Annotated in this window: 17 protein-coding genes; 14 read left to right on the top strand and 3 right to left on the bottom strand. The window is 46.0% G+C overall.

Features of this window, described 5'->3' with window-relative positions:
- Nucleotides 1-1,727, bottom strand: a 1,727-nt coding sequence (locus ABIX36_RS10760) for a 6-phosphogluconolactonase (RefSeq protein WP_348082169.1), incomplete at its 3' end; no start/stop codon positions are given.
- Nucleotides 1,728-1,845: 118 nt separating this feature from the next.
- Between ABIX36_RS10760 and ABIX36_RS10765 the strand changes: the two genes are divergently transcribed.
- The 8 genes from ABIX36_RS10765 (at nt 1,846) to hflX (ending at nt 10,300) form a co-directional block, all read left to right on the top strand.
- The gene (locus ABIX36_RS10765; RefSeq protein WP_348082170.1) at nt 1,846-3,045 is read left to right on the top strand and encodes an anhydro-N-acetylmuramic acid kinase; all 1,200 of its coding nucleotides are present in this window, start codon (nt 1,846-1,848) and stop codon (nt 3,043-3,045) included.
- A 52-nt stretch (nt 3,046-3,097) separates the two neighbouring features.
- Nucleotides 3,098-4,579, top strand: a complete 1,482-nt coding sequence (locus ABIX36_RS10770) for a PQQ-binding-like beta-propeller repeat protein (RefSeq protein WP_348082171.1) — start codon at nt 3,098-3,100, stop codon at nt 4,577-4,579.
- A 67-nt stretch (nt 4,580-4,646) separates the two neighbouring features.
- A complete protein-coding gene (locus ABIX36_RS10775) occupies nt 4,647-5,093 on the top strand; it encodes a cytochrome B (RefSeq protein WP_348082172.1) in 447 nt (148 codons plus the stop codon).
- Nucleotides 5,094-5,303: 210 nt separating this feature from the next.
- The gene (locus ABIX36_RS10780; RefSeq protein ID WP_348082173.1) at nt 5,304-6,713 is read left to right on the top strand and encodes an anthranilate synthase component I family protein; all 1,410 of its coding nucleotides are present in this window, start codon (nt 5,304-5,306) and stop codon (nt 6,711-6,713) included.
- 82 nt (nt 6,714-6,795) lie between these two features.
- A complete protein-coding gene (locus tag ABIX36_RS10785; RefSeq protein WP_348082174.1) occupies nt 6,796-7,407 on the top strand; it encodes an aminodeoxychorismate/anthranilate synthase component II in 612 nt (203 codons plus the stop codon).
- A gap of 183 nt (nt 7,408-7,590) precedes the next feature.
- Nucleotides 7,591-8,373, top strand: coding sequence for an indole-3-glycerol phosphate synthase TrpC (gene trpC / locus ABIX36_RS10790; RefSeq protein ID WP_348082175.1), 783 nt, complete (start codon nt 7,591-7,593; stop codon nt 8,371-8,373).
- An 8-nt stretch (nt 8,374-8,381) separates the two neighbouring features.
- Nucleotides 8,382-8,801, top strand: a complete 420-nt coding sequence (locus tag ABIX36_RS10795; protein WP_348082176.1) for a hypothetical protein — start codon at nt 8,382-8,384, stop codon at nt 8,799-8,801.
- 314 nt (nt 8,802-9,115) lie between these two features.
- Nucleotides 9,116-10,300 carry a GTPase HflX gene (hflX, locus tag ABIX36_RS10800; protein ID WP_348082177.1) on the top strand — a complete coding sequence of 395 codons (1,185 nt, stop codon included), beginning with the start codon at nt 9,116-9,118 and terminating at the stop codon, nt 10,298-10,300.
- A gap of 101 nt (nt 10,301-10,401) precedes the next feature.
- Here hflX and pepT read toward each other — a convergent pair whose 3' ends face one another.
- Nucleotides 10,402-11,667, bottom strand: a complete 1,266-nt coding sequence (gene pepT, locus ABIX36_RS10805) for a peptidase T (protein ID WP_348082178.1) — start codon at nt 11,665-11,667, stop codon at nt 10,402-10,404.
- A gap of 75 nt (nt 11,668-11,742) precedes the next feature.
- Here pepT and ABIX36_RS10810 point away from each other — a divergent pair, with 75 nt between their 5' ends.
- The 4 genes from ABIX36_RS10810 to ABIX36_RS10825 are packed head-to-tail and all read left to right on the top strand — an operon-like array spanning nt 11,743 to nt 15,198.
- Nucleotides 11,743-12,462, top strand: coding sequence for a hypothetical protein (locus ABIX36_RS10810; protein ID WP_348082179.1), 720 nt, complete (start codon nt 11,743-11,745; stop codon nt 12,460-12,462).
- Nucleotide 12,463: 1 nt separating this feature from the next.
- Nucleotides 12,464-12,820 carry an MmcQ/YjbR family DNA-binding protein gene (locus tag ABIX36_RS10815; protein WP_348082180.1) on the top strand — a complete coding sequence of 119 codons (357 nt, stop codon included), beginning with the start codon at nt 12,464-12,466 and terminating at the stop codon, nt 12,818-12,820.
- 36 nt (nt 12,821-12,856) lie between these two features.
- Complete coding sequence (locus ABIX36_RS10820) at nt 12,857-14,599, top strand: M14 family zinc carboxypeptidase (RefSeq protein ID WP_348082181.1); 1,743 nt, start codon at nt 12,857-12,859, stop codon at nt 14,597-14,599.
- Nucleotides 14,596-15,198: a rhomboid family intramembrane serine protease gene (locus tag ABIX36_RS10825; RefSeq protein ID WP_348082182.1), complete on the top strand. Its 603-nt coding sequence runs from the start codon at nt 14,596-14,598 to the stop codon at nt 15,196-15,198. The genes ABIX36_RS10820 and ABIX36_RS10825 overlap by 4 nt, the downstream gene beginning before the upstream one ends.
- Here ABIX36_RS10825 and ABIX36_RS10830 read toward each other — a convergent pair.
- Nucleotides 15,195-16,184, bottom strand: coding sequence for a hypothetical protein (locus ABIX36_RS10830; protein WP_348082183.1), 990 nt, complete (start codon nt 16,182-16,184; stop codon nt 15,195-15,197). The two genes, ABIX36_RS10825 and ABIX36_RS10830, sit on opposite strands and share 4 nt — an antisense overlap.
- Before the next feature lie 61 nt (nt 16,185-16,245).
- Here ABIX36_RS10830 and ABIX36_RS10835 point away from each other — a divergent pair, with 61 nt between their 5' ends.
- Together ABIX36_RS10835 and ABIX36_RS10840 are read left to right on the top strand one after the other, a co-directional pair.
- Nucleotides 16,246-16,791, top strand: a complete 546-nt coding sequence (locus ABIX36_RS10835) for a hypothetical protein (protein WP_348082184.1) — start codon at nt 16,246-16,248, stop codon at nt 16,789-16,791.
- Nucleotides 16,788-17,798: a dipeptide epimerase gene (locus tag ABIX36_RS10840; protein WP_348082185.1), complete on the top strand. Its 1,011-nt coding sequence runs from the start codon at nt 16,788-16,790 to the stop codon at nt 17,796-17,798. Before ABIX36_RS10835 ends, ABIX36_RS10840 begins: the two co-directional genes overlap by 4 nt.
- The last annotated feature ends 92 nt before the right edge of the window (nt 17,799-17,890 follow it).

Genomic DNA, 17,890 nt, shown 5'->3' on the forward strand with positions numbered 1-17,890 from the left:
GCAGGCGATAAAGGCACCGCCATTTCAATTTCGTGCGTAGCAAACTCGTGCCAGGCACCACGGTAGAGCCACATCCAGCAATCTTTCACCCAATCCTCGGTTTCCTTCAAACGCTGTAAAGCAGCAAGGATAATATTAAAGCAAACAATGTGCGTCCCGTTAGGGTCGGCAAAATCACCTGCGGCGAACACCTGCTGAGGTTTTACTTTTTTCAATAGTTCCATGGTCAACAGGATATCCTCTTCGCCAACGGCGTTCTTCTTGGTTTTACCCGTTTCGTAAAAAGGCAATGCCTGGAAATGGATATTACTGTCGGGTACTCCTGAGAACCGGGCACCCGAGATGGCTTCCGTTTTGCGGATAAAACCTTTCACGTTGCGGATCTCCTGCGTATCTATCTGGTTGGGCAGCTTGTTTTCGATAAAATGGCGCATTTCGCCGTATAATTTTTTCAGTTCAGCAGCATCCTCACCAACACTTTCCTTAAAGTCGATAGCGAACTCTACGTAACGTAATACGTCATCATCCCATACGGCGGTATTCCCCGAGGTTTGATAAGCCACATGTACGTCGTGCCCCTGGTCAACCAAACGGATAAACGTACCACCCATGGAGATCACATCATCATCCGGATGAGGAGAGAATACGATAGAACGCTTCCTTGCAGGCTCAGCACGTTCAGGCCTTTGGCTATCATCTGCCCCCGGTTTGCCACCCGGCCAACCGGTGATGGTATGCTGGATCTGGTTAAAGATGTCGATATTGATATTATACACAGGACCCTGCTCCACAGCCAGCTGCGCCATGCCATGGTTATTGTAATCCTCTTCGGTCAGTTTTAAGATGGGTTTGCCTACAGTACCCGATAACCAGATCACCGCTTTTTTGATCAAGGCATTTTCCCAAACACAATCTTTTACCAGCCATGGCGTATCAAAGCGCGTAAGGCCCGATGCGGCCCCTTCATCCAGTACAAACTCCACATGATCGCTAAGCTGCAGGAAAGTAGCAGGCACTTCACCAGAGATCTCACCTTCTACTGCTTTACGCACGATAGGCGCTTTCTTAGCGCTCCAGGCCATTAGGATAATTTCTCTTGCTTTAAAAATGGTACCCACCCCCATGGTGATAGCTTTGGCAGGCACATTTTGCTTACCCCCAAAATCGCGGGAAGCATCACGGCGGGTCAGGTCATCCAGCGTTACCAACCTGGTACCTGAGTTTGGCGCGGAGCCCGGCTCGTTAAAACCAATGTGGCCGGTACGGCCTATCCCTAATAATTGCAGGTCCAGTCCGCCCAGTTCCGATAACTGCCTTTCGTAATCCAAACAGAAAGCGGCAACGGCATCCTGGTCCAGAGTACCATCGGGGATATGTACTTTGTTTTTATCGATATCTACATGGTCGAAGAGGTTCTCATTCATGAAAGTGACATAGCTTTGCACAGCATCCGGTTTCATGGGATAATATTCATCCAGGTTAAAGGTGATGACATCGCGGAACGACAAACCTTCTTCCTTGTGCAAACGGATCAGTTCGGCATACACGCCAACGGGCGTAACACCGGTAGCCAAACCCAACACGGTTTGCTGCCCTGCTGCCTGTTTATCCTTAATGAGTTTTGCTATCCTTGCTGCTACTGCCAGCGATGCCGACTTCTGGTCCGCATAAACGCTCACCGGCAGCTTCTCGTAACGTGTCTCTTCCAGTAAATTTAATCTTGCCATAAAAATTGCTTAGGGTTGTATTGGTGTACAATGGGTTAAAACAAATATATAGGATATTTAGATACAGGGCATTTTAATTTACATTTGCTATGCTGCCTAAAACAGGTAAATTACACACATGCCGCCATTAAACCAAAACCTGCAGAAACTATTTGCCGCCGCCCAAAAAGAGGAAAGGTTGGGTATCGGACTCATGTCGGGCACGTCGCTGGATGGTTTGGATATTGCCCTGTGCAGTTTTAGTGGAAGCGGACTGCAAACCAAATTTAAGCTCATCAACTTCGCCACCATACCTTATGCCGAAGCCTTTAAAAAAGAGGTGCAGCAGGTCTTCGCCAAAAAGCAGGTGAGTTTGGAGCAAGTAACGTTGCTGAACGCCTACATAGGCACATTCCATGCCGAACTGATACTACAGGCGCTTGCCGAATGGCAGGTAAATGTAGCCGATGTTGATTTCATCGCCAGCCATGGGCAAACTATTTATCATGCGCCAAAACGCTTGCATCAGCAGGCAAATTATGGTAATGCCACCCTGCAAATAGGCGATGCCGACCATATTGCCATGAAGACCGGCATTTTAACCATCAGCGATTTTCGGCAGAAACATATTGCCGCGGGTGGCGAAGGGGCCCCGCTGGCTTTATATGGCGACGTGCTTTTAGGCAGCAAGGCCGGCGAGAACCGCATCCTGCTCAATATTGGTGGCATTGCCAACCTTACCTATTTACCTGCCGATGCCGATTACACCAAAGTAATGTGTACCGATATTGGCCCCGGCAATACATTGATAGATGCCGCCTGCCGCGCTTATTTTGATAAACCTTTTGATGAAGATTCGGCGATAGCCTACTCGGGTACCGTAGATGAAACCCTGCTGGATGCACTGCTGCACCACCCCTTTTTTAACGAAAACCTGCCAAAAACCACCGGCCCGGAATTGTTTAACCTTGATTTTGTTGCGGATGCCCAGCAAGCCAGCCGCACGCTCAACATAGCAAAGGCAGACCTGGTGGCCACGCTCAGCGCCTTTACCGCGCGCAGCATCGCAAGGTTTATCGCTTCCAATTTCGACACAACGGGCGCCAAAATATTTGTAAGCGGCGGCGGTGCCAGGAACCCCTTTGTTATGGAGTATATTAAGCGGGCATTGCCGGGTGCTTCCGTTTCGGAAACCAGCGAATTGGGTATAAACCCCGATGCAAAAGAGGCTATACTATTCGCCCTGCTCGGCAACGAAGCCCTTTGCGGCGAACCGATGACTATAGGCAATAACCCAAAAGTGCTTATGGGGAAGTTTAGTTTTCCGTTGTTAGGTTAACTCTTTACTGTCAAAAATTTAACCTATCTTTAAATGCATTATTTACGGTTTGATGAAGAAAATTTGCTACCTATCCCTTTTCCTTGTATTGTACTTGATCGGCTGCCAGAAGGACAATGTTGAAAACCTGCCCGATAAGCCGAACAAAACCGATACAATAGCCCAGGCTTTATCATTTAAGTTTATCGGTTTAAAACGAAAAGACAGGCGTCTTGTTGATATCAGCTGGACGGATGCAACTGGCAGCGGCGTAGACACAACCCTTAAATACAGCGTGAGTTTAAATGGCAAAGTAATTGCCGCCAACCTTAAAACAACCACATACACACTCACAGACATTTACGCCACAATTGCCTACCCGGGGCAAATCACCGCCACAAATAGCAAAGGCCTTTCGGTTAAAGTAAATTTCAATATCGACACAGAGAAAGGATTTATTTATAGCAACTCCGACGCGGAATACTTTAGTTGCTACACTGTAGATGGCCTTTTTGTATGGGAACAAAAAATCGGCTTAGGCTCATTTGCTGCAATATCTAATGATACATTGTTTGTTCAGGGGCATGTGCTCAACTATAATACGGCTGCAATTTACGCCCTCGATATAAAAACCGGGCAAATTGATTGGTTTAAGGATGCACGCCTGCCCTATTACCCCGATTTTCAGGATGTAATTTACGATCATGGTGTTGTTTATGAAGTAGGCAAAACAGAAATGTATGCTTTCGATTCACGAAATGGCCAACAACTGTGGCACTCCGCCAAATTCCATTTGGATAAACCCATCGCAGCCAACGGCGTGCTATATTGCTTGGATTATGATGTTGCAAACAACTACTACCTGCGCGCATATGATGGAAGATCGGGCATCGAAAAATGGCACTATAAAACAAGAGACGTTGTGTTGGGCCTGCCAATCGAAAGTAACGGCGCCATTTATATGATAGAGGGCCACCCAACCGGTAATTTTAGTTCGTTATGGGTGTCTGATATGTGTTCGTTTGACGCCAAAACGGGCGTTAAAAAGGTTATGTGCCGGCTACGCGGATCTCCAGGCTATGAGGGGCCGCAATCGCGCCCACTTGTTATTGGCAATAATGTATTTGTATCGCTATTAGGCGATACCGGCTCGGAGAATAACCTGTTTGCTATAGATAAGACTACCGAGAGAGTTATTTGGGAAGGATTTGCGGGCAACGGCTATCTAACCGGCGATGCGGCAAATTTGTTTGTATATTCGTTACCCTACGCTATCCACAAGATAGATATTAAGGCTGGTAAACCCATTTGGCAAAAAGACAATGTTCCGGAGTACATGGTGTTTTCACCTGAGAAGTTGTTGTTGCATAACGACATAGCTTCTCATTACGGCTCACTAACCCCTACGCCATTTAAAGTGTACAACAATCAAACAGGCAATTCAGAAATTACCAGCTTACCGGGCATAAAAATGGTAGGCCCTTTTACATTAATTTTAAATGGAAATGTTTATTACCTGCCGCAAAGCGGGATGCACAGGGGGCATAAATTGTAATGGTTTTCCTACCCTTCTCAAACTAAAAAACTTTTATCCCTATATTCGAACCAAATTTTTACACCCCATGGCATTATACAAATTCACCCTGTTGCTCCACTCCGGTTTCCGGTACATTGTAATGGTATTATTATTGCTGGCCGTTTTGCAAGCTTTTGCCGGCTGGCTTGGCCAAAAAGAATATACCGAAGGCAACCGCAAGCTTAACCTGTTTGCTTTAATATCGGCCCACACGCAGCTTTTAATAGGGCTGGTGCTGTATTTTGTCAGCCCCTTTGTGGTGTTTGCCAAAGAAACTATGCACGATGCACAAGCCCGTTACTGGACGGTAGAGCACATCAGCATGATGATCTTTGCTATTGTACTGATCACCATCGGGCACTCCAAATCCAAGAAAGAAACCCTGCCGGAAAGCAAGCACCGCACCATCGCCATTTTTTATACACTCGCTATAATAGTGATAGTTGTGGCCATTATGCAGAGCAAACGCGCCTTTTTTGGCATGAGTAATTAAAAAAAAGCAGAAAAAGTTTGCAATCTCAATTTTCTTTATAAATTTGCTCCCCGATCATGAAAAAAACTTTGAACAATATCTATTGGTGGCACCAAACTAAAATTTGGCAGCCGGATAGTTTTTGACATGCATTACTAATCAAATATAAACCTATATTGAAACCCGGCGACCCCAATTCGTCGGGTTTTTTCTTTTTACAAACTATTGAAAATGACAACTTTTAAAATAAATACTACACATAAAAAGCTGCTTGCAGATACCACCACGCCGGTTAGCATTTACCTGCGGCTACGGGATGTTTTCCCCAATTCGCTGCTGCTGGAAAGCTCGGATTACCACAGCCGCGAAAACAGCATGAGCTATATCTGCTGTATGCCCATCAGCGGTTTTGTGCTGGATAATGATGAGCTGAAAAAAAGCTTCCCGGATGGCAGTACAGAAGTGAGCGCACCCGGCACCTTTGAACTAACGGACGAGATCAACAGCTTTTTAAGCCGTTTTGAAACCGACGCGCAAAACACCAAAATAATTTCTAACGGCTTGTTCGGTTACTTTACCCACGAGGCTGTGGAGCATTTTGAAACTATTAAACTGAAGGAAACCGCCGATAACCCGCGCAAGATCCCGGTGATGCAGTACCACATCTATGGCTACATAATAGCGGTAGATCACTTTAAGAACGAACTCTACATTTTCCACAACCAGGTTGAGGGCCAGCCCGAAACCAACGGCCTGGAGAAATTGGAATACCTCATCAAAAATAAAAACTTCCCCGAGTACACTTTTGAGAGCAAGGAAGCGGAGCAATCCAACCTCACCAACGAGGAATTTATGGCGATAGTGGAGAAAATGAAAACGCACATCTACCGTGGTGATGTGTTCCAGATAGTACCGTCGCGTGCATTCTCCCGTAAGTTTTTGGGTGATGAATTTAACGTGTACCGCGCGCTGCGTTCTATCAACCCATCGCCGTATTTGTTTTATTTTGATTTTGGCGATTTCCGCATCTTCGGGTCATCACCCGAGGCGCAGATCACCATTAAAAACAACGTGGCAAGCATTTTCCCGATAGCCGGAACCTTTAAACGCAGCGGCGATGACGAGAAAGATGCCGAATTAGCTCGCCAGCTGGAGGCCGACCCCAAGGAATCTGCTGAGCACGTAATGCTGGTGGATCTGGCCCGCAACGACCTGAGTCGCCATTGCGACCAGGTAAGCGTAAAGGCTTTTAAAGAAGTGCAATATTACTCGCACCTCATCCACCTGGTATCGCATGTAAGCGGCAGGCTGAAACCGGGTGTATCGTCCTTTAAAATTGTAGCGGATACTTTCCCGGCGGGTACGCTGAGCGGCGCGCCAAAATACCGCGCCATGGAAATTATCGACGAGAACGAAAAAAGCAAACGCAGCTTTTACAGCGGCGCGATAGGTTATTTTGGTTTTAATGGCGATTTTAACCACGCCATCATGATCCGCTCATTTTTGAGCAAGAACAATACGCTGCATTACCAGGCAGGCGCTGGCATTGTAGCAGGCTCGGTTGCCGAAAGTGAGTTGAAAGAAGTAGATAATAAAATAGCCGCGCTAAGAAAAGCGGTAGAATTGGCTGAGAGCCTATAGGCGAGCCCCCTAACCCCCTGAAGGGGGAACAGGAGTTTATTAAATTATTAAGACTATCCCGATAAGGGATTTACGATATAAAATGACAAATAGCAATTCAAAAAGCTCCCCCTTCAGGGGGCTGGGGGGCAAAATCCTCATCATAGACAATTACGATTCGTTCACCTATAACCTGGTGCATTTGGTTAATGAACTTGGCCTGGAATGCGATGTTTGGAGGAACGACCAGTTTAAAATAGAGGACGTAGACGCCTACAGCCACATCATCCTTTCGCCGGGGCCGGGCATACCGTCCGAAGCAGGCTTGCTGCTGCCGGTAATTGAAAAGTACGCGCCAACAAAAAGTATTTTTGGTGTGTGCCTTGGTCAGCAGGCCATTGCCGAGGTTTTTGGCGGCAAGTTATACAACCTGCCACAGCCCATGCACGGCATAGCAACGCCCATAAAAGTAACCGACAATGGCGAGCAACTTTTTAAAGGCCTGCCCCAAAGCTTTAAGGTGGGCCGTTACCATAGCTGGGTGGTAGAAAAAGACCTGCCCGAAGTACTGACGGTTACCGCTATAGACGAAGCGGATGATTCCGTAATGGCGTTAAGGCATAAAGAGTACGATGTGCGCGGCGTACAGTTCCACCCCGAATCGGTACTGACCGAATACGGCAAGGAAATGATGGAGAATTGGTTAAAGGGATAAATAGTGAACTCAAGCCTACTGCCCGCCACCAGTCATTTCGATGAGCGGAGGGAGGGGAAAGAGCAGCCCGCGAAGAGAAAACGTAAACGCCAGGTTTGCAACCTTTGCATCAAGAGATGCAGGGCGTATAAGATTTCTCACTTTCGTTCGAAATGACAGGGGTTTATTTTAGATTTGAATTTAATGAACATACTCGATAAAATAGTCGCACATAAAAAAAGGGAAGTTGATCGCGATAAGCGCGAAACCACTTACATTGAACTGGAGGAATCTGAATATTTCCACCGGGAGACGTATTCTTTCCGTGATTTTTTATTGGCGCCGGAACGCACGGGCATCATCGCGGAGTTTAAACGTAAATCGCCATCAAAGGGGATCATTAACGATGAAGCACTGGTAAAAGAGGTAACCAAACAGTACGCTGATGCAGGTGCTTCGGCACTATCGGTACTCACCGACCGCAATTTCTTCGGCGGCCGTAAGCTGGATCTGAAACGTGCCCGCCGTGCCAATACCATCCCGGTGCTTCGTAAAGATTTTATGATAGACGAATACCAGGTAGTAGAAGCGAAAGCCCTGGGTGCCGATATCATTCTATTGATCGCGGCTATACTAACCCCGGCAGAGATAAAAAATTTGGCCGCCCTGGCCAAAAGCCTGGAGCTGAATGTGCTTTTAGAAGTGCATAACCTGGAAGAGCTGGAACGAAGCATAGATACCAACCTGGATGCCATTGGCGTAAACAACCGCAACCTGGCTGATTTTACCGTTTCGGTACAAAACTCTTACGATTTGGTGGATCATATCCCCAACGAGTTTTTAAAGATCTCCGAAAGCGCCATCAGCGATACACAAACGATAAAGGATCTGAAGAAAGTTGGCTTTCAGGGTTTCCTTATCGGCGAAAACTTTATGAAACAGGCAGACCCGGGTAAGGCGATGCAAGAGTTTGTGAAGGGGCTGTAATAACAATAATGAAGCAGATAATTGTAAAGTTCGTTGTTCCGCTTACCATCATTTCTTTTTCATTAATTACTATGCGATCAATCGCATTTGTAGATGACATTGGGTCGATTGATTTTATTGGATTTCCTTTTCTTTACACATGCAAAGGCTTTCACACATCAATGTCTCAGCAGCTCTTTTTATTGCCGTTGCTTGTAGATCTCGTAGTTTATTTGCTAATTTGGTTTGCCCTTTTTTTAATTCTTAACAAATTTGTGGATATCAATAAAGCACCACGATTTATACCACTTACTTTAATTTTATTGGCGACAGTTTTTTTTGCAATAAATATTCTGCTTGCGCACAATCCCGATAACATTTTTATTTTAAAAAGGGACTTTGAAATCAAGGTGGAACAGCGTGACTTTTATATAGTTCCTTGGTTTTAACAGCTTTAATTGTGCGATAATCTGCGAATGGTTTGTAATTAAGTTCGCTTTCCATATCTTTGTGCCATCATGTTAATGTAATACTCCATACCACACTTTCAATGAGCCGGGCCTTGATGGTTTTGCACGAAAGTCTTTGTTACAAACTTGCCTGTTTGTAACGCTCACCTTATTTAATGCTTCTTAATATTTATTAGAAGCGATATTATCAATAAAAAAACAATTTTGCGCTATGTGAACATAACCACCACCCCGTGAGTTATAATAAGGTAAATTACATATACCTTTATGGTTAAATGTTAATCGTTTTTTGAATGAAACAGAAATTTTATGATACTGCTGTGAAGCAGGAAAAAGTTGTGCTGGTGGGTGTAATAACACCTAACGAGACCGAAGCACGAGAAAAAGAATACTTAGAAGAATTGGAGTTTTTGGTTACCACAGCCGGTGGCCTCACGGTGCATACCTTTACCCAAAAACTACAGCGCCCGGAACGTTCCACCTTTGTGGGTACCGGTAAGCTGGAAGAAATAAAAGAATACGTTGTTGCCGAAGAGATAGACATTGTTGTTTTCGACGATGAGCTTACGCCATCGCAGCTGCGCAACATTGAGCGCGAACTGCAGGTGAAGATATTGGACCGAAGCAACCTCATCCTGGATATTTTTGCCGGTCGCGCCCAAACAGCGCAGGCTAAAACCCAGGTTGAACTTGCCCAGTTGCAATATTTACTGCCACGCCTTACCCGCTTATGGACGCACTTAGAGCGCCAAAAGGGAGGTATTGGTATGCGTGGCCCGGGTGAAAGCCAGATAGAGACCGACAGGCGTTTGATCCTAAATAAGATCTCCCTGTTAAAAGAGCGCCTTAAACTTATCGACCGCCAGAACGAAACCCAGCGCAAAAACCGCCAGCAATTGATCCGTGTGGCCTTGGTAGGTTATACCAACGTGGGTAAATCTACCATCATGAATATGCTGGCAAAATCTGATGTGTTTGCAGAGAATAAACTGTTTGCAACACTGGATACCACCGTGCGCAAGGTGGTGATAGAGAATGTGCCGTTCTTGCTATCAGATACGGTTGGGTTCATCCGCAAATTACCTCACCATTTGGTGGAGTGCTTTAAATCTACCCTGGATGAAGTGCGCGAGGCCGATATTTTGATCCATGTGGTGGATGTATCGCACCCTACTTTTGAAGACCAGATCCGCACGGTTAACGAAACATTGAAGGATTTGAAAGTGGTTGATAAAAAGACAATCACGGTATTCAACAAAATAGATGCTTTCAACCCCGCCGATCATAACATCGATATAAAGGACACGCCCCTAACCATGGATGATTTTAACCACAGCTGGATGGCCAAGAATAACGCCCCGGCCATATTCATCTCTGCCACCGAAAAAGAGAATGTGGAAGAGTTTAAAACGATGCTTTACGATGCTGTTAAGAAGATCCATACCGAGCGGTACCCGTACGATAATTTGCTGTATTAAGCCAGGCACGGGGTTGTAAGAAATATCGAACATCGAATGCTGAACGCCGAATGTCGAAGTAAAAGAACTTTGATAATCGGCGTTTATATTTTGCTCCCCCTTCATGGGGCCGGGGGGCTCTGCTCTTCCCAAATACTACACAACTGCAATATCGTTTCCACCGCTTTTTGCATATCCTGTACACTTACCCACTCTTGTTTCCCATGAAACGCGTGCTCTCCTGCAAAAATATTTGGCGTAGGCAAACCCATAAAAGATAACCGAGAGCCATCGGTACCGCCGCGGATGCTGCAAAGCTTGGGTTCCATACCGGCACGGCGAATGGCTTCCATGCCATAGTCGACAATTTGTGGATGCTGTGCCAGCACATTCTTCATGTTGCGGTACTGGGGTTTTACATCAAACGTGTAGGTGCTGTTTGGGAAGCTTTTCAATACTTCTTCGGTAATCTTCCGTATCGCGTCTGCGTGGTTTACCAGCAATTCTTCCTCAAAATCACGGATGATAAAATCAATGGTGGCGGTTTCTACATGGCCGGCTATATCCACGGGGTGTACAAAGCCCTGCATACCTTCGGTACCTTCCGGAGATAATTCATAGGGGAGGGCGGCAATGATCAGTCCCGCGATTTTGATGGCGCTTTCCATTTTGCCTTTAGCAAAGCCGGGGTGCGAACTAACCCCGTTAATGGTGAGCCTTGCACCATCTGCCGAAAAGGTTTCGTTCTCCATGTTCCCGGCGCTTTCGCCATCCATAGTATAGCAGGCAAAGGCACCTATCTTGTCAATATCGGCTTTATCAACCCCGCGCCCTATCTCTTCATCGGGCGTAAATAATATTTTGATGTCGCCATGTTTTATTTCCGGATGATTGATGAGTTGATAGCAGGCATCCATAATTTCGGCAACCCCAGCCTTGTTATCGGCACCCAAAAGGGTTGTGCCCGATGCCGTGATGATATCGTTACCAACCTGGTTCTTCAGGTCGGGGTGTTCGGCCATGCGTAATACCTGGGTATTATCGTCGGGCAAAACAATGTCGGCGCCGGTATAATTGCGGTGCACCAATGGTTTAACGTCCTTGCCGCTACAATCGGGCGCGGTATCCATGTGCGAGCAAAAGCAGATCACGGGCACATTTGCCTTATCGGTTTTGGCTGGTATGGTAGCATACACGTAGCCAAATTCGTCGATATGGGCATCGGCAAGGCCTATAGCTAACAGTTCTTTTACCAGCAGGCGGCCCAGGTCTTTTTGCTTTTCGGTTGACGGGCAGGTTGGCGATGCCGGGTCCGATTGTGTATCGATGGTTACGTAGCGCAAAAATCTTTCGGTAACGGTGAAACTTAGCGGTGTGTTAAAATCCATATAAAGCCTATATTAGTGAAAATTTTTTGTGAACGGTGCCGGGTACAAAATTGTAAATAATCTTAATTAATTATTTTGAAAAAATACATACTATTAGTTGCAGTTACGTTTGCTTCCTTTGCGGCCAAAGCCCAGGGCGGCTACAATTACAATTCTTTTGGTTTTGGAGTTGGCGCAAGCTATATACACCCACTTGCAGATCTGAAGAAGGGCTTTAGCGATTATGGCTACAATGCCAATTTTACGTATTACTATAACCCTTATGTGCCAATTGTTCTCGAATTTCAGATGGGTAAACTAAGGGGTGGGGGTAATTCCGTTGCCGAAGATAAGGACACCCGCCGGTTCGAAAACAATTATAAAGCCCTTATGCTGCATGTAAATTATCAGTTAGGGGATGCCATAGATTATTACCGCAGCGATTTTTTAAATCTCCTGAAGAATTTTTATCTGGGCATTGGTGTAGGGGCGATGTTCAATAATGTGAATGCCAACAGGTTTAGCCTGATAGACCCCAGCTACCAATTCCCCGGAAAGGAGAAAACGGTAAACCTTGTTGTGCCTTTGCGGTTTGGTTATGAGTTTAAGATATTTGATTACTACGGCGTGCCTAAGTTTGGTATCGATATTGGCTACCAGCATAATGTAACCTTTGGCGAAGGCCTGGATGGCTATGAGGACCCTACCTCTAAATTTAAAAATAACGCCCCCGACCAATACCGCCAGATAACCATCGGGTTTAAATATAACTTCGGTACGGAACATTCTTACGATAAATCTATAAAGGGGAATTGATTTGAATATTGAAGAACTACGCGATTATTGCCTTGCTTTGCCGGCTGTTGAAGAGGGCTTCCCCTTCGGGGAGGAGACTTTAGTGTTTAAAGTGGGCGGAAAAATATTTTTGTTAGCCGGTTTGCAGGACGGGCACCATTTTAATGCCAAGTGCGACCCGGAACGCGCCATAGAACTGCGGGAGCGTTATACCGAGGTTAAACCCGGTTATCACATGAATAAGGCCCACTGGAATACGGTATATATGAGCGGTACGCTCACCCGCAAGCAACTTTGCGAAATGATAGCTGATTCGTACCAACTGGTGCTAAAAAGTCTCCCAAAAAAGTTACAGGCAGAAATAGCCGACTCCAAATAATTAGTTGAACGCCTGGTTTATATTTGCTGTACCGATATGAAAAGATCCTTGTTTTTGCTGCTGCCCCTGTTTTGCTTTATACAGGCCCATGCCCAGCTCACCCCCTTCGAACTAAGCAAAAATAAAAATTACTCTGCCACCCATGCCGAGGTAATTGCCTATTATCAAAAGCTGGCGAAACAATACCCGCAGATGCGTACCATCAATTACGGGATGACAGATGTGGGCAAACCTTTAACGCTGGTGGTATTATCTAAGGACAAAGTATTCGACCCGGCGCTCATCAAAAAGCAAAACAAGTGTGTGCTGCTCATCAACAACGGAATCCACCCCGGTGAGCCGGAAGGGATTGATGCCAGTATGATGCTTACGCGCGATCTGCTAAAAAGCAGTAAGCTACCCAGTGATGTGGTGATCTGCATCATAGCCGTATATAACATTGATGGGAACATGAACCGGGGGCACTCGCGTGCTAACCAGAATGGCCCCGATGCATACGGTTTCCGCGGCAACTCCCGCAACCTGGATCTGAACCGCGATTTTATTAAAGCCGATAGCCGTAACGCGCTCGCCTTTGCGCAGATCCTGAACACCTGGCAGCCCGAAGTGCTGCTGGACAACCACGTAAGCGATGGTGCCGACTACCAGTACGTGATGACACTGATAGAAACCCAAAAAGATAAACAGAACCCGCTGCTGGCCGATTATACCGCTAAGGTAATGACCGCCGACCTGTATAAAGGCATGAAGAAAAGCGGTTTTGAGATGATCCCTTACGGCGCGGGCGAAAGCGGCCTGCCCGATAGCGGCATCGTAAGCTTTATGGAAACGCCAAGGTTTTCTACCGGCTTTGCCGCCCAGCATAATATGATCAGCTATATGACGGAGACGCACATGCTGAAGCCTTTCGATAAGCGCCTGTACGCAACTTATAGCTTTATGGAGCACCTAATAGCCATTTGCCAGCGCGATGCCAAAGTGATAGGCGATCTGCGTAAAAAAGTGGATGCCGAAGTAAGCAGGCAAAAAACGTTTAACCTTGCATGGACGCTCGACGAAACTAAGGTGGATACCATTACCTTTAAAGGCTATGAGGCCGGTTACAAAACCAGCGAAGTAAGCGGGCTAAAACGCCTGTTTTACGATCGTGATAAACCCTACGCCAAAACCATTAAATTCTTCAATACCTATAAAGCTTCCGCTACGGCCGATAAGCCTGTTGCCTACATTATTCCGCAAGCATGGGGCAAGGTTATCGATCTGTTTAAGCTGAACCGGGTTGCCATGCGTCAATTAGCGCATGACACCACGCTAAACCTGCAGATGTATTACATAGCCGATTATAAAACCGGCATGCGCCCTTACGAGGGGCATTATATCCACACCGGTGTAAAGCTAAACCCCGTGGATAGTAAAATTAAATTTTACGCCGGCGATTATGTGGTATATGTAAACCAGCCCATTAACCGTTACATTGTAGAAACGCTGGAGCCGCAGGGCGTGGATTCGTTCTTCGCCTGGAATTTTTTTGATTCGGTGCTGGGGCAAAAAGAATATTTTTCCGACTATGTTTTTGAGGATATTGCCGCCGACCTGCTAAAAAAAGACCCCGACCTGCGCAAAAAACTGGATAATGAAAAAGCGAAGGACCCTAAAATGGCAAACAGCGCCGCGGCCCAATTGAACTTTGTTTACCGCAATTCACCTTATTTCGAAAAAACATACCTGCGCTACCCGGTAGGCAGGCTGCTAACAGATACCAAACTCGACCTTAAATGATAGAATTCCTAACGCTGGCTCCCGTGGCCTCCTTTATATTTGTACTAACGCTGGGCACTTCGCTTTTGGCGTTCTCCAACCCAAATATCTATGCCAAATTTATCCTGAACCCATACGAGGTTTCGCGCGGGTACCGGGTGTATACTGTTATCACCAGTGGGTTGATCCATGCCGATTGGAACCACCTGTTCTTTAACATGCTGTCGTACTACTTTTTTGCGTTTGAGTTAGAAAAGATGCTGGGTCACTGGCAGTTTGGGGTATTGTACCTGGCAACCATGATACTGGCCGATCTGCCCTCCATCCAAAAACACAAGAACGATTCCTGGTATAATACTTTAGGGGCATCGGGCGCTATCAGCGCGGTAATATTCAGCTTTATTTTGTTTCAGCCACATGCCGAATTTCGTTTTATGTTTGCCATACCTATCACAGCCTATATTTTCGGCATTTTGTACCTGGTTTACTGCCATTTTGCATCCCGGTACGCGCGGAATAATATTAACCATGATGCCCACTTATTCGGGGCCTTAAGCGGCATCCTCATCACCATTATATTGCATCACGGTATCATCAACGAATTTATCGCGCAGTTTTAGCGCGGTAGTTCTATGGATGCGGCAGTTATCGGGCTGCCATCAGGGTTAAATAAAAAGCTCATGGGCTGATTTGGGTTTTTAATGATCTCCAGCAGCAGGAAGCCCCAGTTCTTCCAGAAGTTTTCCAGCACCTGGCCATAGGTTTTGTTCATCCATTCATCAAACAACGGCTTGCTGTTGAAGCCGCGCAGGGGCATGGCCTCTATAAAAATATCCTCGCCCAGCGGCATCACCTCGTATTCAGGCAGCCGATTAAACAGGTAGTTAGAATAAAACATCCGTCCGGAAAACTCTTCGAATTGAATGGGGTGCAGGGTTTCGTCTTTTATTTTGGTAAATAATTCGCGGTGATAGCTGCCATTGGCGCCGTTATCCTGCAAACACATCACCAAGCCGAAGTCTTTTATCCGCAGGGCAAAGGTTTGGGTGTTTATCTCGTCGCGGTAGCCAAACTCCTTTTCGTTATTATCCACCTTAAATAAAAACAGGCTGTAGGGTTTAAAATCCTCAAACTGTATGGGCAGGTTAATGCTCTGCAGCATCAAATGCAAATGGCTGAATTTATGAATGATGGATTGTGATATGTTGAACTCCTCGCCCTGCGTATGCTGCATTTTTATGCCGGCCTGCAATTCGTTAAAAATAATACCGTACATCAGCTTAGCCACCCAAAGGAAAAGCCGGTGCTCATCAAGTGCCTTTACGCCTTCGTAGCCCTTGGCAAATGCTTCGGCTACCTCAGTTTCCAGCGGCTCTAAATAGGTTTCGTTAATGACTGCCGAGCAAGGGATCTTCAGATCTTTGTACGTGGCGATGCTTTCATCAAGCAGTTTAAACGGCTGGTCCTGCAGGTTGTACAGGCTCATGAGCCAAGCTGGAAAAACCTGGATCTTTTCTTCGGTGCTGCTGAGGGGCTGGCCGGTTAAAAAGCATTTGGTGTTGCTGAAATTAAAGTTGCTGAAAGGGTGATAAATTTGTACCGCCATGGCCGCAAAGATAAGCAGCTTTTAGAAGTATTATTTTAGCTTTGAGTTTTATGTAGTAAAAATGACTTTACCTCTTTTAGGCCTCTCGGATAACGAACTCGAGATCTATAAACGCACGCAGTTTAATCTAAATAGTAACGTTTCCACAAAAGGCGAATGGGATGATAACAAACTCATTTTGGATAACTACAAAAGCATCCATCTGGAATATTTGAAAATGTTCCATGAGAGCAGCGACGAAGAAATAAAGCTTGAAGCGTTAAAGCGATTGATATTCATAAATTGGGAAGCCATTGTGGAGCCGGATTGGCTCACCGGAATAGACGACCTGGACGAGGCCGCGGTATTTGAATCTTACAGCATCCTGAACGACTATATGGAGCAAGGTAAGTTTGATCTGGAATTTACCTGGATGCTGAGCCACTACGCGGTTTGGGATTATGTTTTTCTGCCGTATGTGGAGAACAAACTATTTACCCTTAACCAGTTTGTAAAAACCATAGATATCTCCAAAAAGAAATTCCCAAAAGAACTCCCTGCCGGCGTGTTTGAAAACCGCGGGCAAATGGGTATTTACTGGGAGTTAATGATAAAAACAGAAGAATGAAGCTTACTTACCAGCAATTCGAATTAACCTTAAAGCATACGTTCACTATTGCCAAATTTTCGCGCACCAGCACGCCGGTTATGCTGCTGCAGATGGAGCACGAAGGCGTTATTGGCTATGGCGAGGCCTCTATGGTGCCCTACATGGGCGAGAGTTACGAAACCGCCAACGTCTTTTTAAGCAAGGTAGATGCAGGGCAATTTAAATACCCCTTTGATTTTGGCGCTATTATCAACTACCTGGATACCATAGCACCCGGTAACCCGGCTGTAAAGGCGGGTATAGATATTGCCCTGCACGATCTGGACGGTAAGCTGCAAGGCAAACCCTGCTGGGAACTGCTGGGCACTAACCCGGCAAAAATGCCCATCACCAGCTTTACCATTGGGATAGATACCAAAGAAGTGATTATTCAAAAGCTTAAGGAAGCCGCCGATTTTAAGATCATCAAGGTAAAGCTTGGCCGCGATAATGATAAAGAGATCATCCAAACTATCCGCTCGGTAACCAATGTGCCGCTTTTTGTGGATGCCAACCAAGGGTGGACAGACCGCAAGCAAAGCCTCGACCTGGTTTACTGGCTGAAAGAGCAGGGCGTTGTTTTAATAGAGCAACCCATGCTAAAAACCGATGTGGACAGCAATGCATGGCTTACCGAGCATAGTCCGCTGCCGCTAATTGGTGATGAAGCCGTGCAACGCCTGGCCGATGTGGAGAAAGCAAATGGCGTTTACCATGGCATCAACATCAAACTGATGAAATCTGCCGGGATGTACGAGGCCAAACAAATGCTGGATAAAGCACGCGAACTGGGACTAAAAGTGATGATAGGCTGCATGACCGAAACCAGCTGTGCCACCCTTGCCGCCGCATCACTTGCCCCGCAATGTGATTGGGCCGACCTGGATGGACCCTTCCTTACCAGCAACAATCCTTACCAATTGCCGCAGTTTACCGATGGTAAATGGGTGCTGAATAATGCGCCGGGATTGGGGATAGCGGTTTAAGGTCTATTTGGGCAAAAATTGAACTATAAATGGTTAAATATTAACTGTCATCAAAATAATAAAAAGACCTATTTTCATCCACCAATTTTTAA

The sequence above is a fragment of the Mucilaginibacter sp. genome (assembly GCF_039925265.1).
Classification (GTDB): domain Bacteria; phylum Bacteroidota; class Bacteroidia; order Sphingobacteriales; family Sphingobacteriaceae; genus Mucilaginibacter.